Origin of the sequence: Streptococcus sanguinis SK355, assembly GCF_000212855.1 — a bacterium.
GTDB classification, from domain to species: domain Bacteria; phylum Bacillota; class Bacilli; order Lactobacillales; family Streptococcaceae; genus Streptococcus; species Streptococcus sanguinis_A.
In genome coordinates this window covers 1,737,581-1,754,504 of the sequence record NZ_GL890993.1, presented here as the reverse complement: position 1 = coordinate 1,754,504, position 16,924 = coordinate 1,737,581, and the positions used below count along the sequence as shown (strand labels likewise).

Annotated in this window: 16 protein-coding genes; 4 read left to right on the top strand and 12 right to left on the bottom strand. The window is 41.1% G+C overall.

Annotation, left to right across the window (positions count from 1 at the left end):
* Positions 1-74 precede the first annotated feature (74 nt).
* From HMPREF9389_RS03005 to HMPREF9389_RS03035, 7 genes are read right to left on the bottom strand one after another with little or no spacing between them, the layout of a single operon-like run.
* Positions 75-677, bottom strand: coding sequence for a lysozyme family protein (locus HMPREF9389_RS03005; RefSeq protein WP_002930435.1), 603 nt, complete (start codon positions 675-677; stop codon positions 75-77).
* Positions 677-1,651, bottom strand: coding sequence for a nucleoid-associated protein (locus tag HMPREF9389_RS03010; RefSeq protein ID WP_002915230.1), 975 nt, complete (start codon positions 1,649-1,651; stop codon positions 677-679). Before HMPREF9389_RS03010 ends, HMPREF9389_RS03005 begins: the two co-directional genes overlap by 1 nt.
* A gap of 1 nt (position 1,652) precedes the next feature.
* Positions 1,653-2,915 carry a serine hydroxymethyltransferase gene (gene glyA / locus HMPREF9389_RS03015; RefSeq protein ID WP_002930434.1) on the bottom strand — a complete coding sequence of 421 codons (1,263 nt, stop codon included), beginning with the start codon at positions 2,913-2,915 and terminating at the stop codon, positions 1,653-1,655.
* A 47-nt stretch (positions 2,916-2,962) separates the two neighbouring features.
* Positions 2,963-3,553, bottom strand: a complete 591-nt coding sequence (locus HMPREF9389_RS03020) for an L-threonylcarbamoyladenylate synthase (RefSeq protein ID WP_002930433.1) — start codon at positions 3,551-3,553, stop codon at positions 2,963-2,965.
* Positions 3,546-4,376 carry a peptide chain release factor N(5)-glutamine methyltransferase gene (gene prmC, locus HMPREF9389_RS03025; protein ID WP_002930432.1) on the bottom strand — a complete coding sequence of 277 codons (831 nt, stop codon included), beginning with the start codon at positions 4,374-4,376 and terminating at the stop codon, positions 3,546-3,548. Before prmC ends, HMPREF9389_RS03020 begins: the two co-directional genes overlap by 8 nt.
* Complete coding sequence (gene prfA / locus HMPREF9389_RS03030; RefSeq protein ID WP_002930430.1) at positions 4,376-5,455, bottom strand: peptide chain release factor 1; 1,080 nt, start codon at positions 5,453-5,455, stop codon at positions 4,376-4,378. Before prfA ends, prmC begins: the two co-directional genes overlap by 1 nt.
* A 36-nt stretch (positions 5,456-5,491) precedes the next feature.
* Positions 5,492-6,064 (bottom strand): thymidine kinase, encoded by a 573-nt coding sequence (locus HMPREF9389_RS03035; protein ID WP_002930429.1) that lies wholly within the window; start codon positions 6,062-6,064, stop codon positions 5,492-5,494.
* Between the two features lie 105 nt (positions 6,065-6,169).
* Here HMPREF9389_RS03035 and HMPREF9389_RS03040 point away from each other — a divergent pair, with 105 nt between their 5' ends.
* On the top strand, positions 6,170-6,370 hold the full coding sequence (locus HMPREF9389_RS03040) for a 4-oxalocrotonate tautomerase (RefSeq protein ID WP_223310287.1): 201 nt from the start codon (positions 6,170-6,172) through the stop codon (positions 6,368-6,370).
* 48 nt (positions 6,371-6,418) lie between these two features.
* Here HMPREF9389_RS03040 and HMPREF9389_RS03045 read toward each other — a convergent pair whose 3' ends face one another.
* From HMPREF9389_RS03045 to HMPREF9389_RS03060, 4 genes are read right to left on the bottom strand one after another with little or no spacing between them, the layout of a single operon-like run.
* The gene (locus HMPREF9389_RS03045) at positions 6,419-7,825 is read right to left on the bottom strand and encodes a glycoside hydrolase family 1 protein (protein ID WP_002930428.1); all 1,407 of its coding nucleotides are present in this window, start codon (positions 7,823-7,825) and stop codon (positions 6,419-6,421) included.
* Positions 7,822-9,129: a PTS sugar transporter subunit IIC gene (locus HMPREF9389_RS03050; protein WP_002930427.1), complete on the bottom strand. Its 1,308-nt coding sequence runs from the start codon at positions 9,127-9,129 to the stop codon at positions 7,822-7,824. The genes HMPREF9389_RS03045 and HMPREF9389_RS03050 overlap by 4 nt, the downstream gene beginning before the upstream one ends.
* A 13-nt stretch (positions 9,130-9,142) precedes the next feature.
* Positions 9,143-9,433 carry a PTS sugar transporter subunit IIB gene (locus tag HMPREF9389_RS03055; RefSeq protein WP_002930426.1) on the bottom strand — a complete coding sequence of 97 codons (291 nt, stop codon included), beginning with the start codon at positions 9,431-9,433 and terminating at the stop codon, positions 9,143-9,145.
* Positions 9,430-9,762 (bottom strand): PTS lactose/cellobiose transporter subunit IIA, encoded by a 333-nt coding sequence (locus HMPREF9389_RS03060; protein ID WP_002895529.1) that lies wholly within the window; start codon positions 9,760-9,762, stop codon positions 9,430-9,432. The genes HMPREF9389_RS03055 and HMPREF9389_RS03060 overlap by 4 nt, the downstream gene beginning before the upstream one ends.
* A 372-nt stretch (positions 9,763-10,134) precedes the next feature.
* Between HMPREF9389_RS03060 and HMPREF9389_RS03065 the strand changes: the two genes are divergently transcribed.
* The 3 genes from HMPREF9389_RS03065 to HMPREF9389_RS03075 all read left to right on the top strand — a co-directional run bounded on the left by HMPREF9389_RS03065 (position 10,135) and on the right by HMPREF9389_RS03075 (position 14,121).
* On the top strand, positions 10,135-10,575 hold the full coding sequence (locus HMPREF9389_RS03065) for a DUF3284 domain-containing protein (RefSeq protein ID WP_002930425.1): 441 nt from the start codon (positions 10,135-10,137) through the stop codon (positions 10,573-10,575).
* 83 nt (positions 10,576-10,658) lie between these two features.
* Positions 10,659-12,620, top strand: coding sequence for a family 20 glycosylhydrolase (locus HMPREF9389_RS03070; protein WP_002930424.1), 1,962 nt, complete (start codon positions 10,659-10,661; stop codon positions 12,618-12,620).
* Positions 12,621-12,735: 115 nt separating this feature from the next.
* A complete protein-coding gene (locus HMPREF9389_RS03075) occupies positions 12,736-14,121 on the top strand; it encodes an MATE family efflux transporter (protein WP_002930423.1) in 1,386 nt (461 codons plus the stop codon).
* A 111-nt stretch (positions 14,122-14,232) separates the two neighbouring features.
* Here the strand turns inward: HMPREF9389_RS03075 and HMPREF9389_RS03080 are convergent, their stop codons facing one another.
* Positions 14,233-16,833, bottom strand: a complete 2,601-nt coding sequence (locus tag HMPREF9389_RS03080) for a PRD domain-containing protein (protein WP_002930422.1) — start codon at positions 16,831-16,833, stop codon at positions 14,233-14,235.
* Positions 16,834-16,924: the final 91 nt, after the last annotated feature.

The following is a 16,924-nucleotide window of genomic DNA, read 5'->3' as shown; positions in this document are numbered from 1 at the left end:
TGTATCCATCGTGGTTACAAATATCCGGATTATTACTTCACCATCAAAAAAGAAAGAAGCTTGAAAACTTCTTTCTAAAACCATTTTAAGAGGCGCATGATGTGCATGTTCATCTTGACCTGACGAGAATAATAATAATTACCGCCGTTGATATAGAGTTCTGGACCGTGGAAAATTGAAATCAGGTTATAGTAGCTGTAGGTCTTGCCAGTTACATTTCCTAAGCTTGGCGCTACTACATCTTTTGAATATTTCTTGGCCAGCTCTAGCGTATTTTCACCACCGTTTTTAGCGACGTAGTCGATATAGGCCTGACCGAAATTATAAGCTTGTACTGCTGTCCAAACATCTACCTTTTTTTCGCTGGCTAACTCTAGGTTATCAGATAAGGTCTGAACTCCCTGGCGAATACTTTCTTTGTTGTCCGTAATAGCATTGGTCTGACCAGTCGCGCTTTCACTTGACTGCATGACATCAGTATCTTTCCCCTTGGTTTCTGTATAAATCATGGCCAGTACCAATTCCTCATTGGCCGCTGTGTCCTGCTCGTCCAGCACTTCTCTGACCAAAGTCTGATACTTCATGACCTGCTTGACATCATGATGAACCTGATAAATCTTGTAGCCAGCAAAGAGTACGAAAAGGACTAAAATCAGTCTTCTTAGAAATTTAAACATTATTTATTTTGGATATCCTCGATGTTCTTAATCAAAATAGAATAGGTTCCGTTGTCGTTCTGGATAAATTCTACCGACTCTGCATCCTGATAGATATTATTGGGAACGATGAGCTCAATTCCATTTGAAAGGGAGAGTTTCTGATTTTCGAACTTTTTCTTCTGGCGGCTGCTGTCAATCTCGTCAAACTTGACTGGCTCAGGAATAGCTTCCTTGACTTGGTCAATAAAGGTAAGTCGGGCAGTCAGATTGCTGTCAAAAAGATCATCAGCCAACTTTTCAGGCGACAGTTCGTCATTTTCTTCCAGATTTTTGAAAATACTGGATTTGACCTTGGACTGGAACTGGAAATCGTCTTTATTAAAGCTTTCAGCAACCTTCTGAGCCGTCTTCTCAAGCGCTTTGATTGATTTCTTGGCTGAGATTGTCGGATTGACCTGCAAGAGATTATCTGACATATAATTGAGAAAGGCACCGTTATACTTGATGCGCTTTTCAATCAGATGGTACTTGCGAGATTTGAGATTGATGACCAAAGCCTCGTCCGCACCTGTACCAAAGCCAGGTAGATTGTTCTGCGTCAGCTTGATAGGATTGTCCACCTCGCCACCTAAGTGGGTCAGAGTTTCCCGCAGAGCAATCCGCAGAAAAGCGAAGTGCTCCACGCCCTCTTTGTCAAACTGGACAAAAATCAGATCGTTGGTTTTCTGGTTTTCACTTACAGAAAACTCCTCCTGCCAAAGCTTGGCCACTGTCACTGATGTTTCCAGTAAGTCGTCTGAAAGCTGGGCTAAAAAGACGTTTTCGGGATCGAAAACACCTGTTTTAGCATCGTCAGAATAGACCCGCTCGATTTTTTTGCGCAGATATTCTTCTATCTTAGGAGTGATGTTGAGAAACTTATCCGCTAGCAGTAGTTCGGTATCAGCTGGGCTGAATTGATGAATAATCGCTTTTTTTACGTAAATATCCATCTTAGTTCAAGCCCTCATAGAGTGGAAAAGCGTCTGTTAGTTCGCGAACTTCTGCTCGCACTTGATTCAGCACCGCTTCGTTTTCAGCGTTTTCCAGAGCCTTGATAATAAGCTCTGCTACCTTGATACTTTCTGTTACACCAAAGCCTCGAGCTGCAATAGCTGCTGTACCGATACGAATTCCGCTAGTCTTAAATGGTGACAAAGTTTCGTAAGGGATGGAGTTTTTATTAAGCGTGATATTAACCTCATCCAAGAGATTTTGAGCTACTTTCCCATTTTCTACAACATTAGTGACATCAACTAAGAAAAGGTGATTTTCAGTACCGTCAGAAATCACACGAAACTTGTCATGCTGACGGAAGACTTGGGCCATAGCTTGGGCATTATCCAAAATTTGTTGAGCATAAACCTTGAAAGCTGGATCAAGCACTTCTTTAAAAGCCACAGCCTTGGCTGCAATGACATGCTCCAATGGTCCACCTTGAATGCCTGGGAAGATAGCTGAGTTGATTTTCTTAGCCAATTCTTCATCGTTTGTCAAAATCAATCCACCGCGAGGTCCGCGCAAGGTCTTGTGGGTCGTTGTCGTTGTGATGTCTGCATAAGGTACAGGGCTTGGGTGGAGACCTGCAGCAACCAAGCCAGCAATGTGAGCCATATCTACCATAAGCTTGGCACCTACTGCATCAGCGATTTCACGGAATTTTGAAAAATCAATGATATGAGAGTAGGCTGAAGCCCCAGCTACAATCAGCTTAGGCTGTACGTCCTTGGCTTGCTGGAGGATAGCATCAAAGTCCAGTAATTCTGTTTCTGGATCAACACTATAGGATACAAAATTATAGGTTTGACCAGAAAAGCTGACTGAAGCTCCGTGAGTCAAGTGACCGCCAGCAGACAGATCCATGCCCATAACTGTATCACCTGGCTCAATCAAAGCCATATAAGCTGCACAATTAGCCTGGCTGCCTGAGTGGGGTTGCACATTAGCAAACTTGGCACCAAAAATTTCCTTGGCGCGTTCAATTGCCAGACTCTCAATCACATCCACTACATCTGTCCCACCATAGTAACGGCGGCCTGGGTAGCCTTCGGCATATTTATTGGTCAATATAGAACCTTGAGCAGCCATGACAGCTTTCGAAACGACATTTTCTGAAGCAATCAGCTCAATATTATGCTGCTGACGTTCTTCTTCTTTAGCAACTGCTTCCCAAATCTCTGGGTCAAATGCTTTGTAGTCTTCTTGGTCAAAAATCATAAGGTGTCTCCCTTCTTTTGCGAAAATAGGACCTTAGGTCCTAAAAGTTAAAATTTTATATCATTTACTTGGGCGAGAATATCCTCGCGAGTAATCGCTCCCTGGCGTAGAATAAGTGCCTTTTCTCCAGACAAGTCCAAAATGGTTGAATCCTGACCTGTCAAGGATGCATCATCTTCTACTCCCGAGACCTCCTCTTGAAAATCCATCATAATCCGCTGGAAAGAAGTTCCACTGGCTTTTCCAGAAAGATTGGCGGATGGACCAATCAAGGGACCGTACTTGCGAATCAAGTCCAGGGTGACCGGATGTTTAGGAATCCGAAAGCCCACAGTTTCCATACCTGAGTTTATCCAAGCAGGCACTCGGTCGTTGGCTTGGAGGATAATAGTCAGCGGCCCAGGCAGAAAGGCTTGATAGAGTTGCTCCAGATAACTGGGCTGATTCTTAGAAAAAGCATAAATCTCTTCCAAGCTAGCCACATTGAGATTGAGAGCCTTGTCACGAGGTCTTCGTTTTAATTCGTATACTCGTTCCACCGCCTCTTGATTCAAAGCTTGGGCAAAGAGGCCATAAACAGTTTCTGTCGGCAGGACAACTGCTCCACCTGCTGCCAGAGTCTTTTCTATCTTATCCATTGTCCATCGCCACCATTCTATCTTTGCCAAATTGATCTTTCAGAACTCGGATTCGTTTGTGCGGGAAGAATTTTTTTAGCAACTCCGCGACACCTTCTCCTTGCTTGTATCCAATTTCCAGATAGATTTTTCCTTTTTCTGTCAGATAGCCCCCAGCCTGCTCTGCTATTTTCCGATAGACGGCATAGCCATCTTCCTCAGCAAAGAGGGCCATGTTAGGTTCTGAGGTCAGAACGTTAAGTCCAACTTCGTCCTTATCCGCTTCTGAAATATAGGGCGGGTTAGAGACGATGATGTCAAATTTTCCTTGAATTGTATCCAAGCAGTCAGATTGAACAAAAGTTGGATTGAGTCCGCAATTTTGAGCATTTTCAGCAGCCAAGGAAAGAGCGTCTTCCGAAAGGTCAGAAGCAGTAATCTGCCAGTCTGGACGGCTATTTGCCAATGCAAGAGCAATGGCGCCGCTGCCGGTGCCGATATCCAAGACAGAAAGAGAACTTTCGGGATTTTCTGACAAAATCAGCTCCACCAATTCCTCCGTCTCAGGCCTAGGAATTAGAACCCGCTCGTCCACCTTGAGAGTCAAACCGTGAAAGTCACTACTCCCAATGATATACTGAGCCGGCTTGTGAGCAAGAAGCTGCTCTTGAATTACTTTTAGCTGGTCACGTTCTTTCTGGCTGACTTCTGTCCGAAGCTTGAGAACAAAGTCGGTAAAGGAGAGCTCATTGAGAGCCCGATAAACAAAAGACAGGCTTTCTGCTTCTTCTCCCGCTGCTACTAGCTCCTGCTCTAACTCAGTCAAATATTGAGTCAATGTCATTATTTATTCAGCTCTTCTAGTTTTTGTGTTTGGTCATAGAGAACCAAGGCATCAACAACTTCATCCAGTTTGCCAGCTAAAATCGTATCCAGCTTTTGCAGAGTCAATCCAATACGGTGGTCTGTCACCCGGTTTTGTGGGAAATTATAGGTGCGAATCCGCTCTGAGCGATCGCCTGTACCAATTGTGGACTTGCGCTCTGCATCTTGCTCATCTTGAGCAATTTGAGCAAAGTGGTCTGCCACACGAGCTCGGATGATTTTCATAGCCTTATCTCGGTTCTTCTGCTGAGTACGCTCTTCCTGCATTTCAACCTTGATATTGGTTGGCAGATGGACAATACGAACCGCGGTTGCAACCTTGTTGACGTTCTGTCCGCCGGCACCTGAAGCGTGGTAGATGTCAACACGCAAATCTTTAGGATCAATGTCGTATTCGACTTCTTCGATTTCTGGCATCACCAAGACAGTTGCCGTCGAGGTGTGAACGCGGCCTTGGCTTTCGGTTACAGGAACCCGCTGTACGCGGTGAGCGCCAGATTCATACTTAAGCTTTGAGTAGACCGACTGACCTGAGACCATAGCGACCACTTCCTTGATCCCACCTACACCATTGTAAGAAGCTTCCATAACTTCAAAGCGCCAGCCTTGGCTTTCAGCATATTTTTGATACATCTGCAAGAGGTCTCCTGCAAACAACTGAGCCTCATCTCCTCCTGCAGCACCGCGGATTTCCAAAATGATATTCTTATCATCGTTTGGATCTTTCGGTAAAAGGAGGATTTTTAGTTTTTCCTCGTATTCTTCTTTTTCAGCCTTGGCATTTTTTAGTTCTTGCTTGGCCATTTCCTCCAAGTCCGCATCACCAGAGGCGTCTTTTATCATTTCTTCGGCGTCTGTGATGTTTTGCAGAACTTTTTTATACTCGCGGTAAGCCGCCACTGTATCGCGGGTGCTGGCTTCTTCCTTAGAAAGCTCCATAAAGCGCTTGGTATCGCTGACTACATCTGGGTCGCTTAGGAGTTCACCAAGTTCTTCGTAGCGATCTTCAACCGCTTGTAACTGTTCATAGATGTTCATATATTTTTCATCATCTCCTTTGTTTCTATCGTTGGATTACTTAATGTCTGGATTAAAATAATGCTTGCGGCAGACTGAAATATAAGTCTCATGGCCACCAATTTTAATCTGCTCTCCGTCATAAACCGGCTTTCCGTTATCAGTCCGTAAAACCATGGTTGCCTTACGAGAGCAATATTGGCAAATGGTTTTAATCTCCTCAATCTTGTCAGCTAAGAGCAAGAGGTGCTTGGAGCCTTCAAAAAGTTCATTGCGAAAGTCATTTTTCAGACCAAAAGCCATCACCGGAACATCCAGCTCATCCACCACTCTGGCTAAATCATAGACATGATGGCGTTTCAAGAACTGAGCCTCATCAATCAAAACGCAATAAGGCTTTTCAGACAACTGCTGGATATAGCCAAAAATATCCGTCTGATCTTCAATAGCCATAGCATTCCGCTTCATACCGATACGACTAGAAACGACACCAAAGCCGTCGCGGGTATCAAGAGCCGAGGTCATGATAACGACACTCTTGCCTTGTTCTTCATAATTGTGGGCCACTTTCAAAATTTCAATGGTCTTGCCCGAATTCATCGTGCCATATTTGTAGTATAACTGAGCCATAATTTAAATCTTTGCTAATTCACTATCTCCATTTTTACTTCACATTATTTTACCATAATTCACTACTCTTTAAAACCTCATTTGTGATAAAATAATGATAAAGAAATAAAGGAGGCAGAAAATATGCCATTTGTTAGAATTGATTTATTTGAAGGTCGTACTCTGGAGCAGAAAAAAGCTCTTGCCAAGGAAGTAACTGAAGCCGTAGTCAGAAATACAGGCGCACCTCAGTCTGCTGTCCATGTCATTATTAACGACATGCCAGAAGGAACCTACTTCCCACAAGGTCAAATGCGAGAAAAATAAAAAAAGAAAGGCCGGCAGTGTATAGGGATATAAACTGCTGGCTTTTTTCTATGAATGGCTTCTACTGTTTTCTCTTTTGTTCTCAAATTCTTTAATTAATTTTTGATACCAGTAAAAACTATCTTTTCGAATCCTCTCTAGACTACCCCCTTCTTCCTCATCACGGTCTACATAAACAAATCCATAGCGCTTGCCATAACCATTTAGCCATGAAAGTAGATCTGTGAAAGACCACGTACAATAGCCGATGACTTGGCAACCATCTTCTATAGCATTTTGTACAGCTGTAATATGATTATCTAGGTATTCAATCCGATATGGGTCGTGGATCTTTCTATCTTCTGTTAAGGTGTCATACTCTCCTAGCCCATTTTCAGTTATCATAATCGGAATGTCATATCTACTGGTAATCCGTCGCAAAGCAATTCGCAAACCAATTGGATCTATTTCCCAATCCCAGCTAGTACGCTCTAAGTGTTCGTTTGGCACATGCTTAAACTGATCTGGCTCACCAGCTTCAGCATTCGGTACATTAGCAGCAAAAGTATGAGATTGGTAATAGTTGACGCCAACGAAATCTGGACGACCAGCTTTTAAAATTTCTAAATCACCTTTTTGAATATCTAATTCTATACCGAATTGATTTTTCAGATAAGCTAAGGCTGTCTTTGGATAACGTCCCAATAAATAAGCATCCATCCAATACCAAACATTAACATCCAAAGATTTCTCCATAGCTAGAACATTCTCTGGCCGATTATCCAGAGCATAGAGGACTGGAAAAGCAAAGCTTGGACCGATTTGACCTTTTATTTTTAAATCATGGAATCGTTTGATAATCGTCGCATTAGCCAAGTTGACAATGTGATTGACTTGATGCATTCGCTTGATGTCTTTAATTCCTGGTGGGAAATAGCCATCTCTGTAGCCGAGTCCAACAAAGACATTTTGCTCATTGAGTCCAATCCAATATTTCACTCGATCTCCAAAGTTTTTGAAGAGAACCTCTGCATAATACAGGAAATCGTCGATAAGCTTTCTAGATTCCCAGCCGCCGTACTCATCTTGCAGCGTCTGAGGCAGATCCCAGTGATAGATCGTGATAATGGGTTCAATATTATATTTGAGAAGCTCATCAATCAGATTTGCATAAAATTCAATCCCTTTCTGGTTAACCTCTCCTCGGCCCTCGGGCAAAATACGGGTCCAAGCAATAGAAAAACGATAAGCTTTCAGACCCATTTCGGCCATCAGTTTAACATCTTCTTTATAGCGATGATAATGATCCACTGCCACGTCGCCTGTAGTGTTTTTAAAGGTCCTATTAGGCTGGCGAACAAAGATGTCCCAGATAGACAAACTCTTACCATCTTCATCCCAAGCACCTTCAACTTGATAAGCTGCTGAAGCCGATCCCCAGAGGAAGTCTCTGGAAAATTTTGTCACATCAATCAAGCTGCTGCACCTCCTTTGGCTTCTAGAGCTTCCATTTCAGCTTCTTGCTTAACCAATTGCTCTTCGTATTTTTTGAAGAATGGATAGTAAATTAACATAGCTGGTAAAATCAAGATATAGTCCCAAACAAAGTTTTGCCAACGAAGGGTGGTCAGATAGTTACTAAAGCCCATTGGCAACTGAGCGCTGACAACAATCCAAGCTGGAATGATAAAGCCTGTTTTGTAAGCAAAATAAGTCAAAATCATCATAATAGGCACATTGAGTACATAAGGGATACAAAGAATTGGGTTGAACATAATTGGCATACCAAATGTTACTGGCTCGTTGATGCCAAACCATCCAGGAATGAGGGAAATCTTAGATACGGCACTGATTTGTTTAGATTTTGATCGTAAGCCCATCAGGACTAGTGCCCAGGTATTCCCTGTACCACCAACTAAAGCCATGGAAGTGTAGAGTAAGACTGGGAAGAATTGCATTGGCTGACCGTTCGCATGAAGAGCAGCATTGGTTGTTGCCGCTTGAATCCCAAGAGGAGAAATGATTGGAATAATGATGAGGGTACCATGAATACCGAAGCACCAAAGAATCAGCGCTAACATACAAAGCATCACAATTCCTGGAACAGATGATACAGCGCCAAGCGGTGCACGCAAGAGAGCCATAAAACCAGACGGAACATTATAAGCTCCTGCTGTCAAGGCTCCAATTCCAACATTCAGCAAGAGGAAGAGAGTGATGGAGAAGAATACTGGCAGAATAGAGCCGAAACTATCTTGCAGGAACTGCGGCACAACATCTGGCATCTTTATTTTGATATCTTTTTCATAACAGAATTTTTCAATCTGTACGACGACAAAGACAATAAAGAAGCTGATAAACATACCTTGTGAGCCGAGATAGTCTAATTGCAGACCGGAGAATTCTTCAGTATCAACAAAAGCTCCTGCCACAAGCATGAAAGTAACTGATGTATCAACAGCTGCCATAATAGGAGATTTCAATTTCAAATTCTTAGCATAATGATAAGCAAAGAAGATAGCAACCCAGATAGAAATAAAATCCATCGAATAACGGAAAGGCAAGGTCAATGTATTATACACTGCATCCCCTGTTTTGAACCAACCTAGAGCAGTTTCATTTCCAATTGCAGCTAAGACTTGAAATAAGGACCCCACGGTAATCAATCCCAAGAGAGATCCTAATCCAGCTTGTAAAGACTGTATAAACACATTGTTGGCCAGTTTATAACCAATTTCCTGGAGCTTGGTCATGAACTTACTGTTAAAGAATTTTTCCATCAGAAAAACCTCCTTAAGATATTGCTTTAATTAATTGAAAGATATTCTTACAATCTCCCATTGCATAATCCATAGCTGGTATGGTGGCAACAGGTTTTGACACTGTCTCTTTGACAGAATCAAGTTTATAAGAAACCTGAGGGCCTAATAAAATTACGTCATAATCCTGAGCATAATCTTGATAGTCCATCAATCCGACCGCTTTGATATCAAGGTCAATACCTTGGCCACTTGCATATTGCTCCATTTTTTTCATCAGAATACTCGTGGACATACCCGCTGCACATATTAATAAGATTTTCATTGTCTTTCTCCTTCTCTATTGGAATACAGCTCAATCATCTCAGTGATAAGGTCAATGGCCAAGAGACTCGTCATAAAATGATCTTGTGCATGAACAAGCAATATACTCAACTGATGACCGTTTCCTTGTGCTTCTTCCTGCAATAAATCCGTTTGGGAATGATGAGCCTTTAAAATTACACTATTTGCCTCATCCATTAATTCCTTAGCTGCATCAAATTCGGCTAGTTTTGCTTTTTTTAGTGCTTCAAAAGCTAAGGATCGGGCTGCACCAGAATTGGCAATTAAGGACATGGCAATAATCTCCGCTGAACTATTCCATTCTTCCATACAAACTCCTCCTTTCAATTTGACTTCTTACCCAAAGTTTACTATAGCTCTATTCTACTGTCAAAAGCGTTTATATTTTCTTAATATACAGTTTTCTAACTTAGTGTATGCATTTTCAAATGCCATTCATACTCAATTTGTTATAAAAAATTTAAAGCAACAGTTTCTTGCGTGCTTTACCTCTGGCACTCTGCTATTTTTAAATAGTTCCTTTAATATATTTTAGAACCTATCGTAAAATTAGTGTATAAAAATTAATCGTTTTTTATGATAATGTATAACACAAAGCTAAAGAGTATAAAAATTCATTAAAATCCGTCTCTTTTTCCTCAGGGGGTTACTTTCCACGAGGGCTTATTATATACTTAATTTATGAAAATTATTAGAGAACTCCAAGTCACTTCAGATGAATTTTACGACTTCTTGGAAAGCGAGTTTCTGAATCAAATCAATCAAGCTGGCAATCAAACAACAAAAAAGATAGATAGGTTAAAGAAAGGACTTCGTTACTCAAAATTGTCAGACAATGTCTATACCAAGACTGATTATGAGATTCTGGACTTTCGTCGCCATGAAACCTACATCATTCAAATCTCGTCTCATAGTGAAAAAACGATTACTTCCTACAAGACCAAGCCTTGCTCAAAAGGGCTTGAGGTTACGCTAGAGCAAGAACAAAATAAATTGACAAAAAATTCAAAAAGCAAGCTCATTAAGTGGATGGGAGAGCTTCTCTACTTTGGTCGCCTTTCGGAAAATCTTTATAAGATTCAAGGGGAAATTGAGAAGGCTAGAAAAGAGAAAACTCAGTAAAAAGCAAATTTGATCCATACCTTCTTTTTTGCATCCAGATTTTTTATGACTCGCAGATATTCAGATAGTTCAAGGAGTAGATTATGAAACAAGGCATCACACCTCAATATTGGAAACAAGAAAACAGCGGTCGCCATTTCACTAAAGAAACTCAAATATTCAGCCCGATTCCTATTTTGAGTGACACTTTACGGGCTCATCCAATAGCAAGAAATGATGGACAGCTGGCTTTCCCTGCCATTCATTTCGTAGAAGGGATTTCCCGAGAAGTTGGTCAAGAGGTCATGCAGTCCTTTTCACTTGCCTATCCATCCAATCCTGAAGCGCACATCGTAAAGGCTACTGAAGATGGTATTTTCGTTTATGCTTTGTCCCAACGTGGCTTATTTTATGGGGCAATTTCGATTATCCAAATGTTGCAGGATGGCTACTTACCTTATGGCTTGGCCTACGACGAACCCGTCTGTTCTGAGCGTGGACTCAAGGTCTTTTTACCGTCTCGTAAGAATATGGATTTCTTCAAGCAATTTGTGGATATGCTTGCTTTCTTCAAGTACAATACCCTCATGATTGAAATCGGCGGTGCTATGGAATATAAAAAACACCCTGAAATTAATCAGGAGTGGATTAAATATTGTGCTGATATGGCTGAATACTCTGGCAAGACCAAAGAAATCCAAGACTATACCTTCCCTTGGTACAAGAATGCCATTCACATGGAAAATGGTGATGGGGAATTTCTAAGTCAAAATGATGTGAAAGAACTGGTCCTCTACTGTAAGGAACGATTTTTTGAAGTGATTCCTGAGGTTCCCTCTCTTGGCCACTGTGACTACCTGATGCTTGGCCACCCTGAAATCGCAGAAATCCCTGAAGATCCTTATCCGGATACTTACTGCCCATCAAATCCTGCCTCTTATGAACTCCTCTTTGATGTTCTGGATGAAATCATTGAGGTCTTTGAACCTGAAGTCATCAATATCGGGCATGATGAATACTATTCAATTGCTATGTGTGAGCGATGCAAAGGAAAGGCTGGATCAGACATCTTTGCAGAGGACGTTATCAAAATTTATGACTATCTCAAACAGAAAAATGTCCGAACCATGATTTGGGGAGACAAGTTACTTAAAAACGCTATCGTTCCTGATGCAGGGCCTTTTGGTGGAGCAGAAATCGTCATGTACACTCCCCAGTTCAAAAAAGATACAGGCAAAAAAGTTGGCATCATGCCGGCAACCTGGCAGGCTATTCACCAGATTCCCAAAGATGTCGAAATTCTCCATTGGCTCTGGAGTTTGGATGAAAAATTGGAAGATGAAGTTTTAGAAGAAGGCTTTAGCATCCGTTATGGTAATTTTGAAGGCTATCTCTTTCCGCATTGGGCTGAACATTTGAAGAAGGGGAGCAAGGGGGCTATCATCTCCAACTGGAGCACCTTAAATGAGGTAATCCTGCAGAGAAATGTCATTTTCTTCGGCTTGGCCTATGCTTACGAGATGTTTTGGAATCATGACTATCGTGATGAAGACTATGCGACTATCCGTGATAAAACCTTATCTTATCTCTTTCATTACCACTATCCCGACCTGCAAAACCACACGCGCAGCCTTGAAGCACTGGCGCATCCCAGTTGGATTGAAATCGGCTATGCTACTGACTATTTTGTGGAATACCAATGGTTTGTGGACGGTGTCTTCCCTGAAATGGAAACCTATCAAATCGGAAATATCCTACTAACCTATACTGATCAAACCGAGTTCACTGTTCCCATTATCTTTGGAGAAAACATTGGCAAAACAAGTGTTGACTGGGATCGGTCTACCAATACCAACCCTTTACCTGGTGAACCTATCTATAAAGTAGACGAGCAATTATTTGAAGTCTCTCTTAGCACCAAGCCTTATCAAAAAGAGCAGCAAACTTTCTTCGCATTTCCTATTCAAAACCCTTATCCTGAAAAGGAATTGAAGAATGTAGAAGTTCAAACAGAAGCTGACAAAGATTGTCAAATTTTTGTTGATCAAATTGCCTATTATCACTAAACTTGAGGCTTATTTCAAGCTATCAGGTAGAAAGAGCGAAGTTTATGAGGGATCAGAATCATCCACTTCAAAAGGAACTACAAATTTCTAGATATCAGGTTACTGGGCATACTGATTGCTTATCCTATTTGAAACGAAGGGAGGTGGGAGAGTGAGTAAAAAGAAAACATTTCTGAAACAATTCTTACGTCTCAGTCTACCGTTTTCTCTTCAATTTCTACTGGCCAGCGCTGTCAATCTAGCTGATGTTGTCATGATTGGCCAGCTAGGGGAAAAACAAATCGCAGCGGCTGGCGCTGCCAATCAGATTTTCTTTCTCTTGACTATTGTACAGTTTGGTATTGGTAGCGGCGCTTCTGTCTTCATGGCCCAATACTGGGGAGCCCAGCGAATTGCGGATATGAGAAAAACCTTGGGATTAGTCTATATGCTGAGCGGACTCATCTCCGTTTCCTTTACCTTAGTCGCTTTACTTTTTCCCAAGCAACTGATTGGCTTTTATATCCATGATAACGAAGCTATTCAGTTGGGCGCCCAGTACCTATCTATCGTCTCCTGGACCTACCTGATGACAGCTATCACAACCTCCTTGGCCACCATGTGTCGCTGTAGTAACGAAGTTTTCTTACCAACTCTTGCAAGTCTCCTATCCATGGCGACCAATATCATTGGCAATGCCGTCCTTATTTTTGGACTGATTGGATTTCCTAAACTTGGACTGGTTGGTGCTGCTATTGCTACCTTTATTGCTCGATTGCTGGAGCTTTGCTGGTTAGTATTTGGTGTCTATCGAACAAGGATGGCTGGAGCAGCTAGCATAGCTGAACTCTTTGCTTTCCACAAAGACTTTATTTATCAATTTTTGAAAAAAACCTTGCCAGTCGTCTTCAATGAAGGAGCCTGGTCTCTTGGAACATCAATTGGCTTGGCTATTATCGGATTATTAGGTACTGAAGTGGTGGCCTCCACCCAGATTGCTAGCGCCATTGCCCAAATTGGTTTTGTCTTTGTACGTGGCGCAGGAAATGCCGTAGCTGTTATGCTAGGCAATGCCATCGGAGAGAATCAAGCAGAAAAAGCCTTACAGGATGCCAAGCGCTTCTTACTTCTATTACCTCTCATCGGACTCATCGTCAGCGTCCTACTCATCTGGGCCATGCCCTTAGCCCTGAAACTCTACAACTTAAGTAATCAGACAGAGCAGCTAACCATCTTGATGATTCAGTTAAATGCCCTGTTGTTTATCCCAAAAGCTTTTAGTGTTGTTTTAATCGTCGGGATTTTACGTAGCGGAGGCGATACCAACTATGCCTGCCTGCTAGATATTTTACCCGTCTGGCTCTTCAGCATTCCACTTGGCTATGCTCTGGTTAGTCTGCAGGCTCCCATTTGGCTAATCTTTCTTGTGATAAATGGCGAAGACATTCTCAAGCCAATCTGGGGCATCCCTCGTGTCTTCTCAGGGAAATGGCTGCACAATCTTGTGCAAGAGCACATGTAAAAAAGCATCTAAATCACAACATTACCACAGAAATCGGAAATGTAAATCCCGACTAAAAAGGTAATGAAAGTTAGGTGTTTTTTTATTGGTTTGCGACTCCAACTTACAATTTTATAATTTACGCAGCATCTGAATTAAAACACTGACCTCTGCGTCATCTACAAGAATCTTAAAGCTTCGCTCCACCGTTCGGATGATTTTCCTAACGTGCTTATAGTCATCAGGGAATTTTTCGATAACACCAGCAATTTCTTTACTGCTCTTCTTCAAGCATTCTCCTGAAAGGGTTCGCTCCACTAGAGACGCAATATGAACAAACAAACCTATTGTTTGCTCCTCTGTCAGCTGATAATAAAAATCAAATTCATCTAAAATAGCAGGAAGAATCTTTTTAATCTTAGCTAAGGAAGTATAGACAAATTGCTCTTCTAAAAATTGGTAAACTTTCTCATAATCGTAGCTATTGACAGAGGTCGGTACAAACATCAATAATTTATCTAAATGCTCCTTGGGCTGCTCAAAAACATCTTTAATGGAAATGAAAGGGATACCCATAATTTTGGGGTCAAAAGTTCCAACAAAAGCATGAATTTGATAGGTCTTTCTTAAGGCCATCACTTCCTCAACCAACACCTCCTTATTGGCAACTGACAAAGCAATGACACGGTAACCCAGCTTTGAATACTGATCAAGATAATGCTTGAGCTGAAGAGAACCACCTTCGCTGGTATAACAGAGCGTGATGATGATTTTTTCTTGGTCCCGATTTTTATAAAGCTGATTCATTTCCATATGAAAAGCGTGAAAGACACTGTCAATATCATTTTCTATCAAACAGCGCCGCGCAATCCCCATACCAATCATAGTAATGGGAATTTCAAATTCTCTGATTTTAATCAGAGTTTCTTCTCGAATTTTATCCAGCATTTCCTTAATTGATCCCATATCATAGAGGACTATGATCCCTAAACCTTGGTCTAGTTCCTCAATTTGCTCTTTTAATTTACGATAGCTTTCCTCTAGAGATTCTTCTAATAGAATATCAAAGCCATACACTTGGCTATTTTTAGTCAGCATCTTGGTTGACTCAGCCAAGGACTTGGCAACCCCTTTACCATGCAGAACGTAGAGCAAGATAGGTCGTAGACTATCTTGTTTCTTTTCGGATTCAATAATAAACATGGTTAGGATGACGATTTCATCTATTGGAACAGCTAGTTGAAATCTTGTTTCTAGTTGCCTAGCAAATTTAGAACATTGTGCATACTCTATTGGATAATCCCGAATCACTTTCACAATAGCATCATTATCCAACTGCCGATTTAACGAGCCTTTCTGCTTAATCATTGAATTGACATGAAGGCTGATGCCGTAATATGCCGTCGAATTAAGCTCTATATTGAGTTCTTTTTGAACAGATAGAACAAAGGCTTGTACCAACTGGATTACTTCAGCAGAAACAATCGTCTCAAGCTGATTAAGATTTTCCAACTCATCTTCTTTCTTAACAAAAGGTTTGTATTCAATATAGCTTTGAATATAGTTTCTCACTGCCTCAAAAACATCATCCTGCTCAATGCCTCTTTCTGATAACTGAGAATATTCTGATTTAATTTTGTTATATAAATCATCAGACTCTTGCTCTGGAAAATCCAGCAATCCCAACTCCTTATCATAAATCAGTACCTTACGTTTGCCAATCAATTCATCGATTTTAACTACATTATGACTACCTAAATGCCGAATTCCTTGATAAGGAATGGGCAAATCGTCATTACTAAGTGTTAAATCTTTTAGCTCCGACCTCAGACTTCTTACAAAAGCATTGGCACAAGCAGTTCGAACTGCATATTCTAATTCTTTTATATTACTAATATTCGCTGATAGGATGAAGGAATGAATGACATCACGCGGCACTTGAATATCATGGGCAGAATTCTTTGATTCGATAGCTAAAAAGTAATTTAGTAACTCTAGCTTTTCACTAATCGGTCGATTCGGATAAGAAGGCAGCTGGATTACAACAGGAAGTTTATTGGATAAATGTTCAGATAGCTTAGCGCTACTTCCGATAATTACCAAACCTTTCTTCTGACGTCTCTTTTGTTCTCCTTCTCTGTGATTCAGCCAGGAAATCAATCTATTTTGATCCGCCGAAGATAGAACCTGTATGTTATCTATAAATAAAATTCCTTCTGCCACTTTCTCAAATACAGACTTCGTCCCCTCTGAGCCAAATAACAACTTCAGCAAATCATCCAGAACATCAATATAGTCTAAGCAGTTAATTTTTTCAAACAACTGAGGTTTACTAATCGCTTGATTTTGAATGGCAAACTCCATCATTTTATTAACGAAGTGAGTTCTACCAGCACCGACCTCGGATAAAATGAGTACTGGAAGGGCATAATTTGGGTATAAAATAGCTGCCTGCGCTAACTGGATGGCTGTTCGCAAACTGCCATTTTCACCTATAATGCTTGGAAAATCCAAAGGATTTTCTACAAATACCTCTTTTAACTGGTATTGAACTGGCCGTGTATTTCCTTTAACGAGTATCCCTTCTTTTACCAATTGATTCAAAATAGTGCTCACATTTGAGCGTTGCATTCCTAAAGCAGCAGCAATTACTTTCGTTTCAAGGCCTTGCTTATTATTCTTTAGTAATTCTTGCTCTAGATATTCTAAGACTAGTGTTTTGGCAACCTTCATATTCTACCTCACTGATATTTTTCTCCCATTATCGTCATTCAATTTATCTTATACTGCAGCTTGATTCACCTACTTAGAGCCTTAGAACTTA